This window comes from Xanthomonas hortorum pv. cynarae, from assembly GCF_002939985.1.
Taxonomy (GTDB): domain Bacteria; phylum Pseudomonadota; class Gammaproteobacteria; order Xanthomonadales; family Xanthomonadaceae; genus Xanthomonas; species Xanthomonas hortorum_D.
The window spans coordinates 45,195-64,413 of the sequence record NZ_MDFM01000001.1; the positions used below are offsets into that span (position 1 = coordinate 45,195).

Here is a 19,219-nt window from a genome sequence, read left to right on the forward strand (position 1 = left end):
TCGTAATGGTGCGGGGATCAGAGTTCTTCGGTCAGCGCGGTGTCTGCCACGCCGGCCCGTTCCAGTGCGGCGCTGGCGTTTAATTTGCACAGCAGGCGCAGCAGTGTTTGTCGCTCGGAGGCCTGCAGATCGCTGCAGGTGCGCTCGACCGCGCGGGCCAGGCAGGCCTGCGCCATGGCAAGCGTGCGTTCGCCCGATGGCGTGAGGTACAGGCCCTTGCTGCGCCGATCGCGGCCGGCCAGGCGTTCGATCAGGCCTTGCTCGGCCAGGAGGTTGGCGATCTTCATACCGGCGGCGCGATTGACCAGCAGGCGGTTACCGAGTTCGGTCTGGTCGCAGCCGGGCTGGTCGCGGATATGGATCAATGCGGTGACGCGCGCCGGGGTGAGCTGCAGCTCGGCCAGCTCCTGGCGCGCGGCATGGCTGGACGCCAATGCGGCCAGTTGCAGTTGGTAGCCAAGGTCTGCGGCAAGTGCCAGGCGAGCGGTCATCGATCCATCCAAATTGTATCCTTTAAATACAATCTAGCCGACCAAAGCGGGCGCCGCAAGAGGCAGATGCGACGACAAACGAAGCGTCGTGCGCGATGGCGTAGCGCCGGTGTGCTGGCACGCGTAGAGCGACTGATCTGTGGCCTGGCTGCAAGGTCCTTGCCCGCCCAGCATCGCGGGACATGCTGCAGGTACGTCCATCTAGGCGAATGCGATGACAAACGAAGCGTGGTGCGCGATGGCGTAGCGCCGGTGTGTTGGCACGTGTAGAGCGACTGATCTGCAGGCTGGCTGCGGGGTCCTTGCCCGCCCACCATCGTGGGACACGCCGCAAGTACGTCCGTGTAGGCTCTTACGCGGCATCCATGCCGCGTAAGGTCCCGCGACGGTGGGCGGGCAAGGACCAGTGGAGATGGTCGGTGGGCGTGGTTGCGAGCAGTGTGCGTTTTGCGGGCGTTCGATGAGGTACGGTCTGATCGGCCCTTTTCGATCCGAAGAATGTCACTTCCGTGTCCGACATCGGGCCAGTCGTCAACGAAGGCGCGTGTGGCCAACACTTGCAGCTATCGCTACGGCGTTTGGTAGGTTTTGTTGGTCGCTCTTGGTTACTGGATCAACCAGCCGGCGAGCTGTTCGCGAGTCAGGTGGCCGCTATGGCGCGTGTCTAGCGCATCGAATTCGTCGGCCAGCGCGGGGTTGGCCTGCGCTTCGGCGCGGCTGATGCTGCCGTCGCCATCGGTATCCATTGCCTGAAAGTCGATGCGGTAGCTGCCGACCACGCTGCTGGGTTGGATCGAACGCACGATCACGCTGGATTCGCCGCGTGGGCGCTCCAACTGAGTCTGGTGGGTGACGTCGCCGCTGGATAGCGGCTGGGTGCGAATGACGTTGGGAACGTCGACCAGCGGCATGCTGCTGGCGGGTGTGGGTGTTTGTTGCGCGAAAGCGTTGCTGCCCAAAAGCAGCAAGATGGTCGTTACGGTGATGCGGGTGGTGATGGTCATCAGATCCCCCTGATGTGGAACAGCTCGCAAGTCTAGAACGTGTGGCGCCCCTTGCGAGGATCTGCGTTGCTGATGAGCCATGATGCATGGCGTGTCGCCACGGTGATCGCACGCCACCGAGTGACACGCCACTGTGCGTCCTACTCAGCCAGGAATGAACGGAAACACGATCTTCAACAATCCCTTCAAGCCGCCCTCGGCGGTGCTGGCCACGGCCTTGGCACCGAGACTGTTGAGTGCGCGCCGCACGTCTTCCCACCGCAGTTGCGCGATGTCCTTCTTCAACAGATCCCCCACTTCTTCAGCGGTGGGCGTGAGCTTTTGCAATTCACGCACGGTGGCCTGCGGATCCGGCTGCAGATAGCCCCAACGTTCGGCGATCTTCAGCAGCGTGTCGAAACGCACCGCAACCACTTCGCGATTGCGCTCGTACACCGGCAGGGCGCCGACATCGAGAATGGCCTGCTCGAATTGCTGCGCATCGTCCGGGTGTTCGATACGCACGGCCAGAAATCCTTCCTTGCGGCTGCGTTCGCTGACGTGCTTGGTACCGGAGCGCAGATTGTCTTCGGTGAGCACGTTGGCGACGATGCGCTGCATCGCCGCGTCGCCCTCTTCGGGCACCAGCGAGCGCCAGCGCGCATAGCCGTCGCGGCGCAAGGCCTTGACCTTGGCCGAGGTCACCCGCAGGTGTAATGCGACCATCGCGTTGGAGCTGTTGCGCGAGATGGCGCCGTCGCGTTCTAGCAGCACGAAGATCAGCAATTCCAGATCGCGCTTGGTCAGCGACTGGAAACCCTGCAGCAGGGTCAGGCGCAGGAATTCGTTGCCGAAGGCGGCTGCGTCCTTGAGTTCGATCGGTTGCATGGGGGAGTCCTCTACAGGTGATCTGCAGGATGCCAGGACGCTGTTGCGCGACCTGAGAACCAATGCGACGCGGGCAGCAGTTTCAGCGTCCGGTTTCGCGCCCCGGGCGATCGGATCTGAACGTTTCAACTGCGCCGCGATCCTGCAAGGTGACGAACACCTGTTTGCCATCTTTGCCGCCGAACGCGACATTGCTGGCCTTGCGGCCTTTCAGTGCGACGGTACGCAGCAACTTGCCCTGTGGCGAGACCACCGCAATCTGCCCGGCGTCGTAGCGGCCGATATAGAGATTGCCGTCAGCATCGCAGCGCATCCCGTCCATGCCGAAGTCGGGGAATTGGATCAGCAGGCGTTTGTTGCGCAATGCGCCGTCGACGCGGTCGTACACCCACACTTTGCGCGACATGCTTTCGTTGACGTACAGATGCTTGCCGTCGGGGCTGATATCCAGCCCGTTGGGAGTGGTCATGCCGGCTTCCAGTAATTGCACTACGCCCTCGCGACTGATCTGCCACAGGCGCCCGCTGTTGTCCTTCCAGTTCGGGTCGCTTGCATAGAAGCTGCCATCGGGTGCGAGTGCCAGATCGTTGGGGCCATCGGCATCGGGCAGCGCGGCGAAGGTGCTCACTGCGCGCGTTTGCATGTTCACTTGCAGAATCTTGTGGCCGGTGTAATCGGCCACATACATCGCGCCGTCGCGGAAGCGGATGCCGTTGCCGGTGCTGCCTTCGGGCAAGGTCACAAAGACCTCAGGTGTTGCGCTGCCATCGGCGTGCAAGGCGATGCGCGCGATGGTGCCGTCCTTGCCCAGATTCACTGCATAGAGCGCGCCGTCTGGCCCGGCTGCTGGACCCTCGGCGTTATGCGTGAAGGCGCCATCGCCGATCAGGTCGCGCGCAACGAAGGGCGCATCGGCGGCAATCGCCAGCGAGCTGGACAACAGCAACGCCAAGGGAAGGAAACGACGGCGTGCGACAGCGATCATGCGGCATGCTCCGGATGGGATCGTTGGCAGTGTGCCAGAACGTGCGCAGCGACCATGGCGGTGATCACGCACGATCAAGTAAGGTGCCCGGGCAGCATTGGCCGACGGCGACCAGTTTCACGATGGCGCCCACCTTCGGGTGGCGCGATTGGGACGCGGTGCGGCATGTCCCCACTGGCACTCCGGTTTGGGTGCGTCGTCGTCAGATGACGATTGCGCGCGCTGGCTGTGTCAGCCGCTCTCATCTTGCGAAGGAGGTTTGCATGTCCGTGGAATCGATCACACGTCGCCGTTTGCTCGCCGCTTTCGGCAGTGCAGGCATTCTGCTTGCTGCGCCTGGCTGGGCATTGCCGAAGAAAACCCCTGGAAAACCGCTGAATGTAGCGTTGGCCGGTCTGGGCAGTTATGCCAGCGAGCAACTTGCGCCGGGCCTGGCCTTGACCAAGCATTGCAAGCTGGCCGGTATCGTTACCGGCACACCGTCGAAGATTCCGCAGTGGCAGTCCAAGTACGGCATTGCCGACCGCAACGTCTACAACTACGAGAACTTCGATCGTATCGCCGACAACGACGAGATCGATGTGGTGTACATCGTCACGCCAACCCATCTGCATGCGCCGCTGACCCTGCGCGCGGCGGCGGCCGGCAAGCATGTGTGGTGCGAAAAGCCGATGGCGATGCACGCCGGCGAATGCGAGGCCATGATCAAGGCCTGCAAGCGTAACAAGGTGGCATTGACGATCGGCTACCGCATGCAGCACGAACCCAATACGCGTCGCCTGATTGCGATGGCCAGCGAAAAGCCGTTCGGTGCGATGCAGCGTGTGCGTGCCGAGGCCGGTTACAACGGTTATCACGATGCGACCAAGGCCGACCGTCCGTGGCGGTTGCGTTCGCAATTCGGCGGCGGTGCCATGTACGACATGGGCGTGTATCCGCTCAATGCCGCGCGCTACACGGTGGGCACCGAACCACTGGCGGTGACGGCCAAGCGCTGGACCGATCGTCCCGACCTGTTCGACGAAGTCGACGAGCATATGGACTTCACGCTTGAATTTCCCAATTCAGTGCGCGCCGAGTGCAAGACCAGCTTCGGCAAAAACATGAATGTGCTGCGCGCCGAGTGTGAGCGCGGCTGGTACGAGCTGTCGCCGTTCCAGAGCTATCAGGGCGTGACCGGCAAGGCCAGCGATGGACGCGTGTTCGACGCCAAGGTGCCGCACCAGCAGGCGTTGCAGATGGACGAAGACGCGCTGGCGATCATCAACGGCACACCGCTGCGTACGCCCGGCGAAGAAGGCCTGGGCGACATCCGCATTGTCGATGCGATTTACCGCTCGGCACGCGAGGGCAGCAAGCGGATCGTGCTGTGATCGCGCCTCGCTTCGTCAATCGACGGGGCAGGCCCGCCCGAGCCATGCGAGCAGGCTGGCGCGCACCAGCCTGCCACGATGACGTACCACAGGCCGTGCAGTCCACTAACGGAGCGGCTGCCCAGCAATCGCGTCGGACTGCCAACACTGCGACTGCGCGCGGGTGAAACATCACATCAAGCCACGCGAATGCTCGCCAGCGCCCAAAGCAATGACGCCACCAATCCCCCGCTTTTACGAATCCCCAATCCCCAATCCCAGCTCTCAGCCCCGCATCGCCAGCACCGTGATCTCTTCGCGATCGTGATACAGCTGCTTGGCGCGCACGATCAGCGATTTCTCGGACTGTTGCTCGAACAGATCCAGACACAGGCGGGTTTCGTCCCAGCGCTTTTTCATCGGCAGCTTGAGGTTGAAGATGGTGTTGCGGCACCAGCCTTCGCGGATCCAGGTGGCCATGCGTTCTGCGACGCGACGCGGTTGCTCGACCATGTCGCAGACCATCCAGTCCAGCGGCTGCGCAGGCTTCCAATGAAACCCGTCGGCGCGCAGATGCTCGACCAGACCGGTTTCCAGGACATGCTCGCGTAACGGGCCGTTGTCGACGCTGGTGACATGCACGTGCTGGCGCGTGAGCACCCACGTCCAGCCGCCAGGCGCCGCGCCCAGATCGGCCGCGCGCATGCCTGGCTTGACCAGCGCTTCGCGTTCTTCGGGTGTGAGCAGGGTGAGCAGTGCTTCGTCGAGCTTGAGCGCCGAGCGCGACGGCGCCTCTGGCAGTAGTTTCAGGCGCGGGATGCCCAGCGGCCACGGCGCGCTGTCGGCGCTGTCGGCCACTGCCAGCAAGGCGTGGTCGCCATCGAGAAAACAGATATGCAACCGTGCCTGGCGCGGCTGCGGTTTGTCGGTGAGCAGGCCGGCCTTGCGCAAGGCCGGACGCAGCGCATTGCCGAAGCTGCGTGCCAGCCCTGCCAGCGGCTTGCCGGCATCCGAATCCGGGTGTTCCACCCACAGATCGCCGAAGCGCGGCTGGCCTTCCAACGCGGCCAGGATCGGCGTGATGCGGTCCTTGGGATCGATGCCTTTGAGCTCGGCAATCACCACCAGTTTCTGCCGCGCGAAGATCAGCTCGCGCCAGTGCAGCTTTGCAGCCAGTTGTGCGGCTTCATCGCAGACGAATAGCACATAGCCGTCGTTGCGTTGCGTGCGCGCATAGCCGGCGATGCCGACGAATGCGGCGCGCGCGCTCAACTCGGCGGCCAGCTCTGGCTCGAAGCCCTGGCGGCAATAACACAGCAGCCCGCTCATCGCAGTGCCTGGCGTGCGCGATCGCTGCGTGGCAGATCAATAATGGTCACCGCCGCCCTCGCCATAGTTGCGCAGCACCGCACACGCCTGTTCACGGTGCACGTCGCGCACCACCTCGATGCCGCGGCGGGTAAGTTCGCCCACCCAATCGGCGGGCAGCGGGCCTTCGTCGAATTCGGTCAATGCCATCACGTCTTCGGCGCGTGCGCCGATCAGCAGACGATCGATGCCGGCCCACACGGTGGCGCCGTAGCACTGGCAGCACGGCTGCGCAGAGGTGGCCAGCGTCACCGGCGACAGCACATCGTTCAGGCGCGGCGTCTGCAGGCGCTGCTGCGCGAGCATGTAGGCCATGTTTTCGGCATGCGCCAGCGAAGTGGTCTGCGGCACCACGCGGTTCACTGCTGCGGCGATGATGCGGTTGTCCGGGCCGAACACGACCGCGCCGAACGGGCCGCCGCTGCGTTCCTGCACGTTCATCCGCGACAGCTCGATCGCTAGCGCCACCTTGTCTTCGTCGCTGGGATAGGCGCGGCTGTCGTCGACATGCGCGTGGATCCAATCGGGCAGCGTGAGGTGGACTTGCGCGTAAAGCATCAGTGGACCGTTTCGGTAGAGGGGGGAGCGGGGCGCAGTGTATCGGCCTGCGCGTCCTTTGCGGCACATTGCCCGGCCACGCACTGGCAGGCGCTGATCTCGCGGAAGCCGCACACGCTCATCATGCCGCTGGCCTGGCACTGCGCCAGTACGCCCTTGGGGTCGGTGGCGCTGTTGACGTTGACGCAGGCTGGAAAAGCGCCACAGCAGTTGCCGACGTCTTTCACCGTGCAATCAGCATCGGTGCGGCAGGTGGTGGTGACGACGATGGGTTTGCCGGTTGCCTGGCCGGTCGCCGGCCCACTTGCCGAGCCGGTCTCCGGAGGCGGCGTGGCCGTATCGGTCGGGGGGGCGGCCACGCAGCCGATCGAGACAAGACAGGCCAGCAGCAATATCGTGCTCAGACACCGGGACAAAAGACGGGACATGTGGCCGCTCCGATCAGGACAGGTGAGCTGCCATGGTAAGCCCCTGATGTGCGGAGTGCTGCAAAGCCTGGGTCACCTGCAGAAGACCAGGTGATCCAGGTCTTGCGACCTTTGCGGCCGACGGCGCTGGCTGCGGCGTATCGCATGCCGATAAACGCCTGCAACTGCAGTGCAGTCAACGATGTCTGCGCAGTGCGGAGTTGCAGCGGGTGGCGAGGTCCAGTTGCTGCATGCTTTCATCGCGGCGATCGGTGGGCAGATCGTCATCTGGCGTATTCGGCAGCAGCGCGCAGAGCGCTTCTGCCGGGGTGACCGCGTTTGAGGTCGCCGGTGGCTGCGAGCAGGCCGCCAGGCCGACCGACAACGAAAAAACAGCGCTGCATAGCGTGTTCACACGTCTGCGCGAAGGCGGTTGTGGGAGGCACATGGCGGTGTTCCTGAGGACACAGCCTGCAATCTAGGCGGATGCGCACGTGAGTTGCCGCCATCATTTCGCTTCCGCATGCAGTGCTGCGCACCACAACACGCCGACCAGCAAACAGGCGATGGCGGCCAGCTCCAATGGCGTGGGTAGGCGCATTTCCCAGGCAAAGCCGTACAGCAGCGCAAAGATCGTTTCGAACACGATCATCTGGCCGACCAGGGTCAGTGGCAACACGCGGCTGGCCCGGTTCCACAATGCGTTGCCGATCACCGAGGCCAGGATGCCCAGCAACAGCGAAATGCCCCAGAAACTCGCCCATTCGATCGGCGCGTGCGTCGCGCTGCCGATCAGCGCGGCCGGCGCCAGCACCAGCGCCAGTGCACCGGTGACCACGCCGGTCAGCAGCGACCAATCGCCGCCGGACAGGTCCGGGCGCCGCCGCAGCCAGCGCGCATTGACGATCGAATAGGCCGACCACGATGCCAACGCACCGAATGCGCAGAGCAGGCCGGCAATGCGCGTGGCGCGATCGCTGGCGTGCTGGCCGGAATCGTGTTGCAAGGTGTCCAGGGCCACCAGCGCCACGCCAATGACGCACAACAGGCACGGCGCAGCCAGGCGCCGCAATTGCACTGCGCCGGCGGCACGCGTGCCGATCACGGTGACCACCACCGGCAACAGGCCGATGATCAGCGCGGTGGCCGCACTGCCGGCCCATTGCACTGCGCTGCCGAGCAGCACGTAATAGATCAGATTGCCCAACAAGCTCAGACGCACCAGCGCCCACCACTCGGCGCGCCCCATCCGCGCAGCGGTCTGGCGCGCGCGCGGTGCCAGCACCAACGCCGCCACCGCGCCGTACGACAGATAGCGTGCCACGGCCAGTTGCAACGGCGTAAATGCCGCCAGCAATTGCGGTGCCAGGAATACCAATCCCCACAGCGCGCCTGCACCGATCCCGCAGGCGACACCCACCATCAAGCGCTCACGCATCGTGCTGCTCCTTTATGCCGTGCAGCATGCAATGAAGTGCGGCACGCAGGCTCCATTGCGCTTGTTCAATTGTTCATTAGCTCAGAAGACAAGGCTCTGAGGTGGCGTCACGTGCGGTGCGTGACGCGCGTGGCAGCCAGCAGCGCGCCGCTAACCGGATGCCACGCGTCGCTGCAGCTGTCACTGCCGATCCGCACCGAATGATAGCCATCCGGTGCGGAGTTGATTCACTTGGCCCAGGTGTCGCGCAGGGTGACGCTACGATTGAACACCGGCGTGGCGGCACTGTGGTCGCGGCGATCGGCAACGAAGTAGCCGGTACGCTCGAACTGGAACGACTGCTCGGGTGCAGCCTGTGCCGCGCTCGGCTCCACATAGCCGCGCACGCTGCGCTTGGACTCGGGGTTGAGATAGTTGCGGTAGGTCTTGCCCTCGGACTCGTCGTCAGGCTTTTCCACAGAGAACAGGCGGTCGTACAGGCGGATTTCCGCTTCCACCGCATGCGCGGCGCTGACCCAGTGGATGGTGCCCTTGATCTTGCGGTTGGCACCTTCCATGCCCGGACGCGATTCCGGATCCAGCCAGCCACGCAGCTCGACGATCTCGCCAGCAGCGTCCTTGATCATCTCATCCACGCGCGCAATGCCGGCACCGCGCAGGCGGACTTCGCCGCCCGGCACCAGACGCTTCCAACCCTTGGGCGGCAACTCGGCAAAGTCCTCGCGCTCGATCCACAGCTCACGCGAGAACGGCACCTCGCGCGTGCCGAAGCTCTCGTCCTTGGGGTGATTGGAAAAATTCAGCGTTTCGTTATGGCCTTCCGGCAGATTGCTCAGCACCAGCTTGATCGGGTCGATCACCGCCATGCGGCGTGCGGCGGCCGTATCCAGATCCTCGCGCAGGCAGCCTTCCAGCACCGAGAAATCGATCAGCGAATTCTGCTTGCTGATACCCACACGATCCACGAACAGGCGCATCGCCGCCGGCGTGTAGCCGCGCCGACGCAGGCCTTGCAGCGTGTACATGCGCGGGTCGTCCCAGCCGTCCACCAGCTGTTCTTCCACCAGCGCGGTGAGTTTGCGCTTGCTCATCACCGTGTAGTTGATGTTGAGGCGCGAAAATTCGATCTGGCGCGGCTTGGCGGCCTCGCGTGGCAGGCCCTTGTCCAGCAGCGGCTGCAGCAACTCCGGATGCGCGGCCAGATCCACCTTGTCAACGCACCAGTCGTAGAGAGGCCGGTGGTCTTCGAATTCCAGCGTGCACAGCGAATGGGTGATGCCTTCCACCGCATCGCCCAGCGAATGCGCGAAGTCGTACATCGGGTAGATCGGCCATGCGTTGCCGGTGTTCTGGTGCTCGACATGCTTGATGCGGTACAGCGCCGGGTCGCGCAGATTGATGTTGCCGCTGCCCATGTCGATCCTGGCGCGCAGCGTGCGCGCGCCATCGGGGAATTCGCCGGCGCGCATGCGCCGGAACAGGCCCAAATTTTCATCGGCACTGCGCTCGCGGAACGGCGAGTTGCGGCCGGGCTCGGTCAGCGTGCCGCGGTACTCGCGCACCTGCTCGGCGGACAGATCGCAGACGAAGGCATGGCCATCGCGGATCAGTTTTTCCGCCGCCAGGTAATACACCTCGAAGTAGTCCGAGGCGTGGCGCAGCTGCGCCCATTCGAAGCCCAGCCAGCGCACGTCGTCCTGGATGGCGACCACGAACTCGGGGTCTTCCTTGGCCGGGTTGGTGTCGTCCAGGCGCAGATTGCACAGCCCGCCGAACTCAGCTGCCAGGCCGAAATCCAGGCAGATCGCCTTGGCGTGGCCGATATGCAGGTAGCCGTTGGGCTCGGGCGGGAAGCGGGTGCGGATGACCGTGTGTTTGCCGCTGGCCAGATCCTCGCGGACGATCTGGCGGATGAAGTCTTTCTTCTCCGCCGGGGCGGTGGCGTCGGTGGCTAGGGTCTCGGACATGCGCGCATCAGCAATAGGTAAACCACAAGTTTAGGCGGTGGCACCGGTTTAGGGGTAGGACGCGTGTGGGTGGCCGGGAGTTGGCGGCCATCGCGCGCCTTCGCTACCTGCGGGCAAGCACCGGGCTGGCAAGGTCTCTGTGGTCGACCCCAGGCAGGACCAGCTGCATCGGCGAGCGATAACCAGGCTGGCCGTCATCGCCGCCGACGCGTACGCTGCGCCGATCCTTCGGAGTGCCCCACGCATGCCATTGCCCCGCCTGGTGATCGGCGACAAGACCCTGTCCTCCTGGTCGCTGCGCCCGTGGCTGTTGCTGCGGCACTTCCAGGTGCCGTTCGAGGAGATTGCGCTGCCGCTGGATACGCCCGAGTTCCAGGCCCGCATCGCTGGCTATTCGCCGACCCGGCAGGTGCCGGTGCTGTGGAACGGCACCTTGCATGTCTGGGATTCGCTGGCAATCTGCGAATACGTCAACGAGCGCTGGCTAGATGGGCGCGGCTGGCCGGCGGACCTGGCCGTGCGGGCGCAGGCGCGCGCCGCCGCCGCGGAAATGCATTCAGGCTTCGCCGCCCTGCGTACCCAACTACCGATGGATCTGGCCCGCGCGCCCAGCCCCGCGCACTGGGACGCGGCCGCTGAGCGTGACATCACCCGCATCCAGGCGCTGTGGGCCAGCCTGCGCGCCGAGCACGGGCATGCCGGCCAGTACCTGTGTGGTGAGTTCGGCATTGTCGATGCGATGTTCGCCCCGGTCGCACTGCGCTTTGCCAGCTACGGGGTGCCGCTGTTCGAAGCCGCTGGCGACTATCTTGCCGCACTCGATGCACTGCCGGCACTGCGCGAGTGGAAGCAGGGCGCAGTGCGCGAACGTCTGGGGCGTCATTGACCATGCAGATCGCGTACCGCGCCAGTCACATCATCGACGCGCATCTGGCCAAGCACGCGCTGGAAGATGCGGGCATCACCGCGTTTGTGTTCGGCGAGTCGCTATTGGGCGGCGCCGGCGAACTACCCGCATTCGGCGTACTGCAGGTCTGCGTGGCCGACCTGCATCTGAGTCAGGCGCAGGCGGTGCTGGCTCAGATCGGGTTGTGCGGCGAGGTTACGCGGGCGGTGTGATGTTCATGGCGGCAATCAGGACGTAGCGAGCGGTCGAGCAGTCGTTTTGTTAGCTACTCTTTCGAGTCGTGGTGTGGCTTAGATGTAGTCAAATGTCTAGGTCAAGAGCCTAGGTGGTCGAGGGCGCGATGCCCTCACCGCTCGCGGGACACGCCGTGAACCCATCCCTGGGGGCTCGGTGGCGGCATCCATGCCGCCACACGGTCCCGCAATCGGTGAGGACACCGCACCAGAAAGTTTGCTGGCTGTTTTATTGAAAGCTACGCACACCGATCAACTCGACTGGTCCTTGCCCGCCCACCGTCGCGGGACCTTACGCGGCATGGATGCCGCGTAAGAGCCTACAGGGACGTACTTGCGGCGTGTCCCGCGATGGTGGGCGGGCAAGGGCCCCACAGCCAAGCCGCAGATCATCCCCCTAAAAGCTTAACTCTGCTGACGCCACCCCGGCGGCGCCGCATCCGGCGCGGCGAGAGCACGCAGACGCTTGAACAGCACCGTGGTTTCGGCCACGTTCCAGACCCGCAGCGCGACCTCGAAGGTGTCCAGGGGCTTGGTCAAAAAATCCTTCGCGCCGAGGCCTAACGCACGGTGGCGCGCGCTGCGGCTGGGGTCGGCGGTGAGCACGATCACCGGCAAAAAGTGGCCGGGGTCGGACAGCCGCGCCAGCTGTTCCAGCAGTGCATAGCCATCCAGCTCGGGCATTTTCAGATCCAGCAGGATCAGGTCCGGCGCAAATGCAGACACCAGCCCCATCACCCGCAATGGGTCGGTGGTGGCGATCACCTGTTGGAAGCCTTCGCGCTGCAGCAGGTCTTCGAGCAACCGCACATTGGCCGGCTCGTCGTCGACGATGAGGATGCGGGAACCCAGGATTTCGTCGCGTGTCATGCCAGCAGCCCGTCGATCACAGTGAAGAATTCCGCCACATCGAGCGGTTTGGTCAGATACGCGCGTACGCCCTGATTGCCCACACGTGCCAACGTGGCAGTGGTGGCATCGGCGCTGATCACCACCACCGGCACCTCCGCAGTGGCCGGCTGGCTTTGCAACTCGCGCAGCAATTCTTCGCCGTTGCCGTCGCTCAAATGCAGATCCAGCAGGATCAGATCCGGCAGGCCGTGCTGCAGCAGCTCGCGCGCCTGCGCCAGGCTGGCCGCTTCGAGCAGTTGCCATTGCGGGCGACGCTCGCTGAGGGTGCGGATCAAGGCCTGGTTGGATGGGTTGTCTTCGATGCTCAGCAACCGGCACACACCGCTGCCGGCGCTGCTCGGCGGCACGATGGTGCGCGCCGGCTCGCTACGTTGCGGGTCACCCTGCGGTAGCGCGATCCAGAAGCGCGCGCCATCGCGGCTGCTGTCCACGCCGATGCGCCCGCCCATTGCCTCGATCAGGCGCTTGCTCAACGCCAGGCCCAGGCCCGTGCCTTCCACCGCCGAACGCTCCGCACCCAGCCGCTCGAACGGCGTGAACAACCGTTCGATCTGTGCCGGCGTCAGCCCTGCGCCCTGGTCTGCAACGGTGATGCGCACCTGCTCGCCATCCGGCTGCGCGCTCACCTGCACCTGGCCGCCGGTGCGATTGAACTTGACCGCGTTCGACAGCAGATTGAGCAGCACTTGACGCAGCCGCTGCGCATCGGCGCGCACCGTCCACGGCCCGTCGATGGCGGCCGGTTGCAGTGCGATGCCGTACTTGTCCGCGTCCGGGGCGATCAGGCCCAAGGCTTCGTGCACGGCGGCACGCACCGAGATCGGTTCCGGGCTCAGATCCAGCTGATCGGTTTCGATACGCGCGATATCCAGCAGCTCGGTGATCAAACCCAGCAAGTGCCGGCCGGCACCGAGAATGTGTTGCAGATGGCGTCGATGCGCAGGTTCGGGCAGATCCATTTCCAGCACCTGCGCGTAGCCCAGAATTGCATTGAGCGGCGTGCGTAATTCGTGGCTGCTGCGCGAGAGGAATTCGGTTTTTGCGCGGTTGGCGGTTTCGGCCTCGCGACGTGCCAATTGCGCTTCGGCCGCGCGCGCGGCGAGCAGTTCGCTGGCCTGGGCCAGGCGCTGACCGACCTGGCCCAGTTCATCGCCTGCACGCGGCTGCGGTGCCAGCGGCAAGCCTTCGCCCAGCCGATCCGCATTGGCCGCCAACGTGCGCAAGCGCCCGGACAACGCCGAGGCGAACCACGCCACCGCAAACACCGCGCCCAGGCCACCGAGCATCGCCGCGCTCAAGGTGATGATGAGATTGCGCTGGCGCAGCCCCTGCGCCTTGGCGGTGCGTACCTGCAACTGCGCGGTTTCGTAGTTGCGCAATTCGCGTAGTTCGGCGCGCAGGATGTCGAGTTTGTACTTGCCGTCCCACAGCTGGCGGATCTCTTCTTCGCGGCTCAGATCCGGTGCCAGCAAACGGCGCCAGCCCTGCATTTTTTCGGCAAATAACGGTTTGATGCGCGCAAACCGCTGCGCTTGTCCCGGGTCGGTGATGCGTTGCGACAGCCGCTCTGCCACGCGTTGCAGACGCGGTTCGGCATCGCGATACGGGGTGAGGAATTCGTCGCGGCGCACCAGGCGATAACCGCGCACGCCGGCTGCGGTTTCTGCCAGGAGTGCGTGCGCTTCGTAGAGATCGCTCAGCACTTCAAGGGTCTGCCGCACATCGTTTTCGGCGGCGATGTTCTGCCGTTCCACGCTGTAGATCGCCATCAGTGCGACCGCCAGCAGCAGCAGCGGCAAGGTCACCACCGCCAGGCTCTTGCGGGTGATCGGCCAATCGTTCCAACGCACTGCCAAAGCATTCATAGCGCGAGTCCGGCATGGACCGCGTACACCGCGGCCTGGGTGCGATCTTTTACCTCAAGTTTCTGCAGGATTCGCTCCACATGCACTTTTACCGTGCCGGGAGAAATCCCCAGTTCAGCTGCGAGCGTGGCGTTGGTGAGCCCGCGCGGGAGCAGCGACAGCACCTGTTTCTCGCGTTTGCTCAGTGCGCTGAGGCGATCGTCCTGCACTGGTTTACGCCGGCGCGTGGCGAGCGGTTTGGCCGGTTCGGCCACCATTGCCGGCAGCAATAGCGCGAACGCTTGTAGCGCCTGCACATCGTCGTTGCCGGGCGCGGGGCGGCTGTCATTCCAGGCAACGCACAGCATGCCGTGGGTGGTACCCAGCGCATGGATCGGTACCTTGGCTTCGCGCATATCGGCCGGGCGCGGTGGCATCAACCAGCTCGCTTCATGGCTGTCGCCGGCAGCGCTGGCGCCGGGCGGCAGTGCGCGGCCGCGGCTGGCGAGTACCTGCGCGCGCGGCCCGCGTTGCGCGAGCACCGCGCCATGTTCCAGGCCCAGCAACAGCAACACGCGTCCCAGCACCGCATCGCAGGCCTGCTCCGGGGTCTGCGCCTGCCGTAGCGCCACAGCGGTCTCCCAGAGCGCTTGCCAACGTGCGCTATCGGAGGCGTCGCGTCGTAGCGCAAGACGCCAATCGCCAGCATTGGTGGGGGTTTCCATGTCTTGCCTCTAGGCCGATCAGCATATTTGAGTATATGCCACTCGGCAGAATTTTCGAGGCCGGGCGATTTCGATACTGAGCCTGCCCGAAGAGGCACCCCCATCAACTACACGGAGATTCCCCATGCGTCGCACCTTTATCTCTCTGGTTCTGGCTCTGGCTGCCACCCCGGCGCTGGCTGGCGGCGTGATGCACTACACCGACAAGGCCAAGCTGCCTGCCGATGGCGAAGAGCGCGAAGTGGCTGCGTTGTTCGACACCTGGAACGCGGCGCTGGCCACCGGCAACCCGCACAAGGTTGCCGATCTGTACGCACCGGACGGCGTGCTGCTGCCGACCGTCTCCAACGAAGTGCGCGCCTCGCGGGCGCAGATCGAAAAGTACTTCGAGATGTTCCTGACCAAGAAGCCGCAGGGCGTCGTCAACTACCGCACCGTGCGCGTACTCGATGAAGACAGCGCGGTGGACGCTGGTGTCTATACCTTCACGCTGACCGACAAGGACGGCAAGAAGAGCACGGTGCAGGCGCGCTACACCTTCGTGTACGAAAAGCGTGACGACAAGTGGCTGATCATCAACCACCACAGCTCGGCGATGCCGGAAGTGGACACCGCCACTGCCTCGTTGACCAAGAAGTAATGCCGTATTGGCCGTAGCGGCTTGAAAGCCGCTACGGCCGGCGCCATCCAGCAGGCAACCCTTACACACGCGGGAGTTGCACCATGCTGGGAATCGGCGCCTTCAAGCAACGCATGCCACGTCCAGGCGAAGCACTACCGGGGCGCGAGCAAGCGCTGCCGCTGCACAACACGCACCTGATCAACGGCCATCCGTTGCGCGGGGAGTTCACCGGCCTGGCCCAGGTGCAATTCGGGCTTGGCTGCTTCTGGGGCGCAGAACGCAAGTTCTGGAACGTGCCAGGGGTGTACAGCACGGCAGTGGGTTACGCCGGTGGCGAAACGCCCAATGCCACCTACCGCGAAGTGTGTTCCGGACAGACCGGCCACACCGAAGCGGTGCTGGTGGTCTATGACGCACAGGCGGTGTCGTTTGCGCAATTGCTGCGCACCTTCTGGGAAAGCCACGACCCCACCCAGGGCATGCAGCAGGGCAACGACGTCGGCACGCAATACCGCTCGGCGATCTATTGCACGACACAGCAGCAATACGACGCTGCGCTGGCCAGCCGCGATGCGTACCAGCAACAACTGGACGCAGCCGGGTATGGCGCAATCACCACGGAGATCCGTTTCCCGGCGCCCACGTTTTATTACGCCGAAGACGATCACCAGCAATATCTCGCCAAGCATCCCAATGGCTATTGCGGGCTTGGCGGAACGGGAGTGAGCTGCCCGATCGGGCTGGATGCCTGACGGAAAGGCGGGTCGGATTGAGCGCTGTCATCCAGTGTGGTGACGTGCCGATGGCCAACAGTGACCGGCAGCGTTATCACGATCAGGCAGCGCATGGGAGTGCATGCCAGGCAACTTGAATGGCTACGTTGGAGACAACGTGGCCATCTTTTTTTTGTGGCGGTCGCAAGGCGATGCCTGCGACGCGGTGGCGGAGCAGCGATGCAATGCGTGCAGCGAATCAGCTGTGCCGGTTCGGATCCGCCGGCTCACACCTTCCAGGTCAGACAAACTCACCGGCGAACATGCCGCGTAATTGCGCGAGCATGTCGGTGCGTTCCGGATGCAGCAGTCGCATGCAGGCCAGCGCGAAACCGACCGGGCTGGTGCCGGGCGCGGTGATCACGCCGTCGGCAGCGACGACTTTTTCGTGGCGATAGTGTGTAGCGCCTGCATAAGGCACAACGTGTTCCTGCAGAAAGGCCAACGTGTTGCTGGTATGCGCGCGGTCGTCGAGCAAACCGGCATAGGCCAGTGCAATGGTGGCGCCGCAGATTGCAGCGACCGGGCGCTGCTGTTGCACGCGCTTGACCAACAGGCCGCTTAGCCCTGGAATCTCACCGGCCTGCCAGCGTTCGCTGCCGGGCAGGATCCAGAGATCGGCCTCCAGCGGTGCCAGATCGGAAAGCGCGAAGTCCGGTGTGATGCGCAAGCCGCCAATCGACTGCACCGGCTGGCCGTCGATACTGGCGATGGCAACCTGGTCGCCGAACCATTCACGCGCCGCCGGCAAGACCACACCGATTTCCCAATCGGCCACGCCGTCGACCATCACCACTGCAATGTTTGCCATTGTCCGCTGCGCCAGTTGAGGAATCCGGATTCTAGGCAGTGCGCGCGCGGCGGTTGTAAGCGTTGTGTGGAGGATGGCGCTGAACTAAATGCCAGAAACGACAACGCCCGCAGGCTGAAAAGCCGCGAGCGTTGACGTCACACAACCGTGATAGGCAATCAGCCGGCGAGTTTGTCGGCGATGGTCTTGCGCAGCGCCTGCAGATCCTTGGCGAAGGTGTCGATGCCGCTGGTCAGCTTGTCGGTGGCCATCGGGTCGGCGGCCAGATCGGTGGCGAAGCTGTCGCTGTCGATCGGGGTGATCTGTGCGTTGTCGGCCTGCGCAGGGGAGAGCTTGCGCGGCAACTCGCCGTGTTCGGCGTCGAGCTTTTCCAGCAGCTCCGGCGAGATGGTCAAACGATCGCAACCGGCCAGCGCTTCGATCTGCGCGGTGGAGCGGAACGAAGCGCCCATCACCACCGTGGACGAGCCACGCTGTTTGAATTCGTTGTACACCGTGCGCACGAACACCACGCCCGGATCTTCGTCGATGCCGGCCGGGGTCTGCCCTTGGGCGACGTAGTAATCCAGGATCCGGCCAACGAACGGCGAAATCAGGAACACGCCGGCTTCTGCGCAGGCCAGCGCCTGCGAGCGGTTGAAGATCAACGTGAGGTTGCAGTCGATGCCTTCCAGCTGCAGCTGGCGGGCCGCTTCGATGCCTTCCCAGGTCGCTGCAATCTTGATCAGGATCTTGTCTTTTGACACGCCGCGCTCGGCATACATCGCGATGAACTTGCGCGCCTTGGCGATGGTGGCTTGGGTGTCGTGCGCCAGGTCGGCATCGACCTCGGTGGAGACGCGGCCCGGCACCAGTTCGGACAGTTTGGTGCCCACGCCGATGGTGAGGCGGTCGGCCACTTCATTGACGGTGCTGGTGCGGTCTTCACCGCCGTGTTCGCGGCCCCAGGCCAGTTCCTGCTCGATCAACTCCGCATAGACCGGCAGGTCCAACGCTTTCTTGACCAAGGTGGGATTGGTGGTGCAGTCGACCGGCTTCAGACGCTTGATGGCGTCGTAGTCGCCGGTATCGGCAACGACGACAGACAGCTCACGCAGTTGAGCAAGCTTGGAGGGGGATGCAGTCATGCGGGTTCTCTCGAATCGTGGACGGGTCGGGGATAGGACGCAGCGCGTTACGTTAGCGCGCTCAGCGTTGTAAGTCGTCGGCCAATGCATGTTGGTCGTGCACGGCAGTCACACGCAGGCGCAGGTCGCGTCCGTCGGGCGTGCGCCAGTCGATGCTCTGGCCGACCGACAGGCCAAGCAGCGCACTGCCAACCGGCGCGAGCACCGAAATGCGGCCGTGCTGTACATCTGCCTCGTGCGGATACACCAGGGTGAGCGTATGTCGTTCGCCATGCAGCTCATCTTCGCAGTCGATGCGGGAGTACATGGTGACGACATCGCCGGGAATCTGATCGGGTGGCACAACGCGTGCGCGGCCCAGTTCGTCGCTCAGCGCAGTGGCGGCGGGATGCTTGTTGAACGGGGGCGAATCGAGCAATGCCTCGAGACGGGCGAGGTCATGGCTGGAAACAAGAATGGACGGCGGCAAGCCGCTGTGGTGTTGCGAAGGCATGGGAATCTCCTGACGACGACAGCTCGCCAACACGGTGAGCGTCATCTACAAGATGAGGGCGCCGTTGCTCGATCGCAATGCGCGGCCAGGTAGCGCAAGGCATCGTGCTTGCTGAGTGAGGCAGACGCGGTTTTGCGGGTTGCCGGCATTGGCCAAAGGGTCAGGCAAGCGCGCCAATGTGTCAGCCCGTGGTCGCAAGCAACCGGGTTGGAGTCTGCCGCATGCCAATGACGCGGAGGCCGCCGTGTGTTTTCAGATGACTCGCGCAGTAACCAAAAGCGAAACAAAAAACGACGCTCGCGCGTCGCTTATGTCCGGTGTCAGGTGAGAAAGCA

The 19,219-nt window shown here is 64.2% G+C and carries 21 protein-coding genes; 5 read left to right on the top strand and 16 right to left on the bottom strand.

Annotation, left to right across the window (positions count from 1 at the left end):
• Window positions 1-17: 17 nt before the first annotated feature.
• The 4 genes from XcyCFBP4188_RS00225 to XcyCFBP4188_RS00240 form a co-directional block, all read right to left on the bottom strand.
• Window positions 18-491: a MarR family winged helix-turn-helix transcriptional regulator gene (locus tag XcyCFBP4188_RS00225; protein WP_006449019.1), complete on the bottom strand. Its 474-nt coding sequence runs from the start codon at window positions 489-491 to the stop codon at window positions 18-20.
• A gap of 605 nt (window positions 492-1,096) precedes the next feature.
• Window positions 1,097-1,495: an EF-hand domain-containing protein gene (locus XcyCFBP4188_RS00230; RefSeq protein ID WP_006449577.1), complete on the bottom strand. Its 399-nt coding sequence runs from the start codon at window positions 1,493-1,495 to the stop codon at window positions 1,097-1,099.
• Between the two features lie 144 nt (window positions 1,496-1,639).
• Window positions 1,640-2,362, bottom strand: coding sequence for a hypothetical protein (locus tag XcyCFBP4188_RS00235; RefSeq protein WP_006449576.1), 723 nt, complete (start codon window positions 2,360-2,362; stop codon window positions 1,640-1,642).
• Window positions 2,363-2,444: 82 nt separating this feature from the next.
• Window positions 2,445-3,347, bottom strand: a complete 903-nt coding sequence (locus tag XcyCFBP4188_RS00240) for an SMP-30/gluconolactonase/LRE family protein (protein ID WP_074056735.1) — start codon at window positions 3,345-3,347, stop codon at window positions 2,445-2,447.
• Window positions 3,348-3,610: 263 nt separating this feature from the next.
• On the opposite strand from XcyCFBP4188_RS00240, the gene XcyCFBP4188_RS00245 reads away from it, so the two are divergent.
• The gene (locus tag XcyCFBP4188_RS00245) at window positions 3,611-4,720 is read left to right on the top strand and encodes a Gfo/Idh/MocA family protein (RefSeq protein WP_006449574.1); all 1,110 of its coding nucleotides are present in this window, start codon (window positions 3,611-3,613) and stop codon (window positions 4,718-4,720) included.
• A 264-nt stretch (window positions 4,721-4,984) separates the two neighbouring features.
• Here the strand turns inward: XcyCFBP4188_RS00245 and rlmM are convergent, their stop codons facing one another.
• From rlmM to XcyCFBP4188_RS00270, 6 genes are all read right to left on the bottom strand, one after another.
• Window positions 4,985-6,028, bottom strand: a complete 1,044-nt coding sequence (rlmM, locus tag XcyCFBP4188_RS00250; protein ID WP_006449573.1) for a 23S rRNA (cytidine(2498)-2'-O)-methyltransferase RlmM — start codon at window positions 6,026-6,028, stop codon at window positions 4,985-4,987.
• A 36-nt stretch (window positions 6,029-6,064) separates the two neighbouring features.
• Window positions 6,065-6,625, bottom strand: a complete 561-nt coding sequence (locus tag XcyCFBP4188_RS00255) for a nucleoside deaminase (protein WP_006449572.1) — start codon at window positions 6,623-6,625, stop codon at window positions 6,065-6,067.
• Window positions 6,625-7,053: a hypothetical protein gene (locus XcyCFBP4188_RS00260; RefSeq protein ID WP_006449571.1), complete on the bottom strand. Its 429-nt coding sequence runs from the start codon at window positions 7,051-7,053 to the stop codon at window positions 6,625-6,627. Before XcyCFBP4188_RS00260 ends, XcyCFBP4188_RS00255 begins: the two co-directional genes overlap by 1 nt.
• Before the next feature lie 175 nt (window positions 7,054-7,228).
• A complete protein-coding gene (locus XcyCFBP4188_RS22830; protein ID WP_155767605.1) occupies window positions 7,229-7,417 on the bottom strand; it encodes a hypothetical protein in 189 nt (62 codons plus the stop codon).
• A gap of 123 nt (window positions 7,418-7,540) precedes the next feature.
• Window positions 7,541-8,470: a DMT family transporter gene (locus tag XcyCFBP4188_RS00265; protein ID WP_006449569.1), complete on the bottom strand. Its 930-nt coding sequence runs from the start codon at window positions 8,468-8,470 to the stop codon at window positions 7,541-7,543.
• A gap of 227 nt (window positions 8,471-8,697) precedes the next feature.
• Window positions 8,698-10,437 carry a glutamine--tRNA ligase/YqeY domain fusion protein gene (locus XcyCFBP4188_RS00270; protein ID WP_006449568.1) on the bottom strand — a complete coding sequence of 580 codons (1,740 nt, stop codon included), beginning with the start codon at window positions 10,435-10,437 and terminating at the stop codon, window positions 8,698-8,700.
• 244 nt (window positions 10,438-10,681) lie between these two features.
• On the opposite strand from XcyCFBP4188_RS00270, the gene XcyCFBP4188_RS00275 reads away from it, so the two are divergent.
• Window positions 10,682-11,323 carry a glutathione S-transferase family protein gene (locus XcyCFBP4188_RS00275; RefSeq protein ID WP_104591467.1) on the top strand — a complete coding sequence of 214 codons (642 nt, stop codon included), beginning with the start codon at window positions 10,682-10,684 and terminating at the stop codon, window positions 11,321-11,323.
• 2 nt (window positions 11,324-11,325) lie between these two features.
• On the top strand, window positions 11,326-11,556 hold the full coding sequence (locus XcyCFBP4188_RS00280) for a putative signal transducing protein (protein WP_006449566.1): 231 nt from the start codon (window positions 11,326-11,328) through the stop codon (window positions 11,554-11,556).
• 426 nt (window positions 11,557-11,982) lie between these two features.
• Here XcyCFBP4188_RS00280 and XcyCFBP4188_RS00285 read toward each other — a convergent pair whose 3' ends face one another.
• From XcyCFBP4188_RS00285 to XcyCFBP4188_RS00295, 3 genes are read right to left on the bottom strand one after another with little or no spacing between them, the layout of a single operon-like run.
• Window positions 11,983-12,447 (bottom strand): response regulator, encoded by a 465-nt coding sequence (locus XcyCFBP4188_RS00285; RefSeq protein WP_006452452.1) that lies wholly within the window; start codon window positions 12,445-12,447, stop codon window positions 11,983-11,985.
• Window positions 12,444-14,354: an ATP-binding protein gene (locus XcyCFBP4188_RS00290; protein WP_104591468.1), complete on the bottom strand. Its 1,911-nt coding sequence runs from the start codon at window positions 14,352-14,354 to the stop codon at window positions 12,444-12,446. Before XcyCFBP4188_RS00290 ends, XcyCFBP4188_RS00285 begins: the two co-directional genes overlap by 4 nt.
• Entirely contained in the window at window positions 14,351-15,058 is a 708-nt protein-coding gene (locus XcyCFBP4188_RS00295) for a helix-turn-helix transcriptional regulator (protein ID WP_006452029.1), read from the bottom strand. The genes XcyCFBP4188_RS00290 and XcyCFBP4188_RS00295 overlap by 4 nt, the downstream gene beginning before the upstream one ends.
• A 124-nt stretch (window positions 15,059-15,182) precedes the next feature.
• Between XcyCFBP4188_RS00295 and XcyCFBP4188_RS00300 the strand changes: the two genes are divergently transcribed.
• Complete coding sequence (locus XcyCFBP4188_RS00300; protein WP_046933018.1) at window positions 15,183-15,698, top strand: SgcJ/EcaC family oxidoreductase; 516 nt, start codon at window positions 15,183-15,185, stop codon at window positions 15,696-15,698.
• 83 nt (window positions 15,699-15,781) lie between these two features.
• Window positions 15,782-16,432, top strand: coding sequence for a peptide-methionine (S)-S-oxide reductase MsrA (gene msrA, locus XcyCFBP4188_RS00305; protein WP_006451407.1), 651 nt, complete (start codon window positions 15,782-15,784; stop codon window positions 16,430-16,432).
• A 262-nt stretch (window positions 16,433-16,694) separates the two neighbouring features.
• Here the strand turns inward: msrA and XcyCFBP4188_RS00310 are convergent, their stop codons facing one another.
• The 3 genes from XcyCFBP4188_RS00310 to rnk all read right to left on the bottom strand — a co-directional run bounded on the left by XcyCFBP4188_RS00310 (window position 16,695) and on the right by rnk (window position 18,884).
• Window positions 16,695-17,264 carry a type 1 glutamine amidotransferase family protein gene (locus XcyCFBP4188_RS00310; protein WP_006451406.1) on the bottom strand — a complete coding sequence of 190 codons (570 nt, stop codon included), beginning with the start codon at window positions 17,262-17,264 and terminating at the stop codon, window positions 16,695-16,697.
• Window positions 17,265-17,422: 158 nt separating this feature from the next.
• Entirely contained in the window at window positions 17,423-18,391 is a 969-nt protein-coding gene (locus tag XcyCFBP4188_RS00315; RefSeq protein WP_006451405.1) for a transaldolase, read from the bottom strand.
• 61 nt (window positions 18,392-18,452) lie between these two features.
• Window positions 18,453-18,884, bottom strand: a complete 432-nt coding sequence (gene rnk / locus XcyCFBP4188_RS00320) for a nucleoside diphosphate kinase regulator (protein WP_104591515.1) — start codon at window positions 18,882-18,884, stop codon at window positions 18,453-18,455.
• Between the last annotated feature and the right edge of the window lie 335 nt (window positions 18,885-19,219).

Bases quoted from the DNA above. Each gene is read 5' to 3' on its own strand.
- XcyCFBP4188_RS00225 (WP_006449019.1), bottom strand. From the start codon at position 491: ATGACCGCTCGCCTGGCACTTGCCGCAGACCTTGGCTACCAACTGCAA.
- XcyCFBP4188_RS00230 (WP_006449577.1), bottom strand. From the start codon at position 1,495: ATGACCATCACCACCCGCATCACCGTAACGACCATCTTGCTGCTTTTG.
- XcyCFBP4188_RS00235 (WP_006449576.1), bottom strand. From the start codon at position 2,362: ATGCAACCGATCGAACTCAAGGACGCAGCCGCCTTCGGCAACGAATTC.
- XcyCFBP4188_RS00240 (WP_074056735.1), bottom strand. From the start codon at position 3,347: ATGATCGCTGTCGCACGCCGTCGTTTCCTTCCCTTGGCGTTGCTGTTG.
- XcyCFBP4188_RS00245 (WP_006449574.1), top strand. From the start codon at position 3,611: ATGTCCGTGGAATCGATCACACGTCGCCGTTTGCTCGCCGCTTTCGGC.
- rlmM (WP_006449573.1), bottom strand. From the start codon at position 6,028: ATGAGCGGGCTGCTGTGTTATTGCCGCCAGGGCTTCGAGCCAGAGCTG.
- XcyCFBP4188_RS00255 (WP_006449572.1), bottom strand. From the start codon at position 6,625: ATGCTTTACGCGCAAGTCCACCTCACGCTGCCCGATTGGATCCACGCG.
- XcyCFBP4188_RS00260 (WP_006449571.1), bottom strand. From the start codon at position 7,053: ATGTCCCGTCTTTTGTCCCGGTGTCTGAGCACGATATTGCTGCTGGCC.
- XcyCFBP4188_RS00265 (WP_006449569.1), bottom strand. From the start codon at position 8,470: ATGCGTGAGCGCTTGATGGTGGGTGTCGCCTGCGGGATCGGTGCAGGC.
- XcyCFBP4188_RS00270 (WP_006449568.1), bottom strand. From the start codon at position 10,437: ATGTCCGAGACCCTAGCCACCGACGCCACCGCCCCGGCGGAGAAGAAA.
- XcyCFBP4188_RS00275 (WP_104591467.1), top strand. From the start codon at position 10,682: ATGCCATTGCCCCGCCTGGTGATCGGCGACAAGACCCTGTCCTCCTGG.
- XcyCFBP4188_RS00280 (WP_006449566.1), top strand. From the start codon at position 11,326: ATGCAGATCGCGTACCGCGCCAGTCACATCATCGACGCGCATCTGGCC.
- XcyCFBP4188_RS00285 (WP_006452452.1), bottom strand. From the start codon at position 12,447: ATGACACGCGACGAAATCCTGGGTTCCCGCATCCTCATCGTCGACGAC.
- XcyCFBP4188_RS00290 (WP_104591468.1), bottom strand. From the start codon at position 14,354: ATGAATGCTTTGGCAGTGCGTTGGAACGATTGGCCGATCACCCGCAAG.
- XcyCFBP4188_RS00295 (WP_006452029.1), bottom strand. From the start codon at position 15,058: ATGGAAACCCCCACCAATGCTGGCGATTGGCGTCTTGCGCTACGACGC.
- XcyCFBP4188_RS00300 (WP_046933018.1), top strand. From the start codon at position 15,183: ATGCGTCGCACCTTTATCTCTCTGGTTCTGGCTCTGGCTGCCACCCCG.
- msrA (WP_006451407.1), top strand. From the start codon at position 15,782: ATGCTGGGAATCGGCGCCTTCAAGCAACGCATGCCACGTCCAGGCGAA.
- XcyCFBP4188_RS00310 (WP_006451406.1), bottom strand. From the start codon at position 17,264: ATGGCAAACATTGCAGTGGTGATGGTCGACGGCGTGGCCGATTGGGAA.
- XcyCFBP4188_RS00315 (WP_006451405.1), bottom strand. From the start codon at position 18,391: ATGACTGCATCCCCCTCCAAGCTTGCTCAACTGCGTGAGCTGTCTGTC.
- rnk (WP_104591515.1), bottom strand. From the start codon at position 18,884: ATGCCTTCGCAACACCACAGCGGCTTGCCGCCGTCCATTCTTGTTTCC.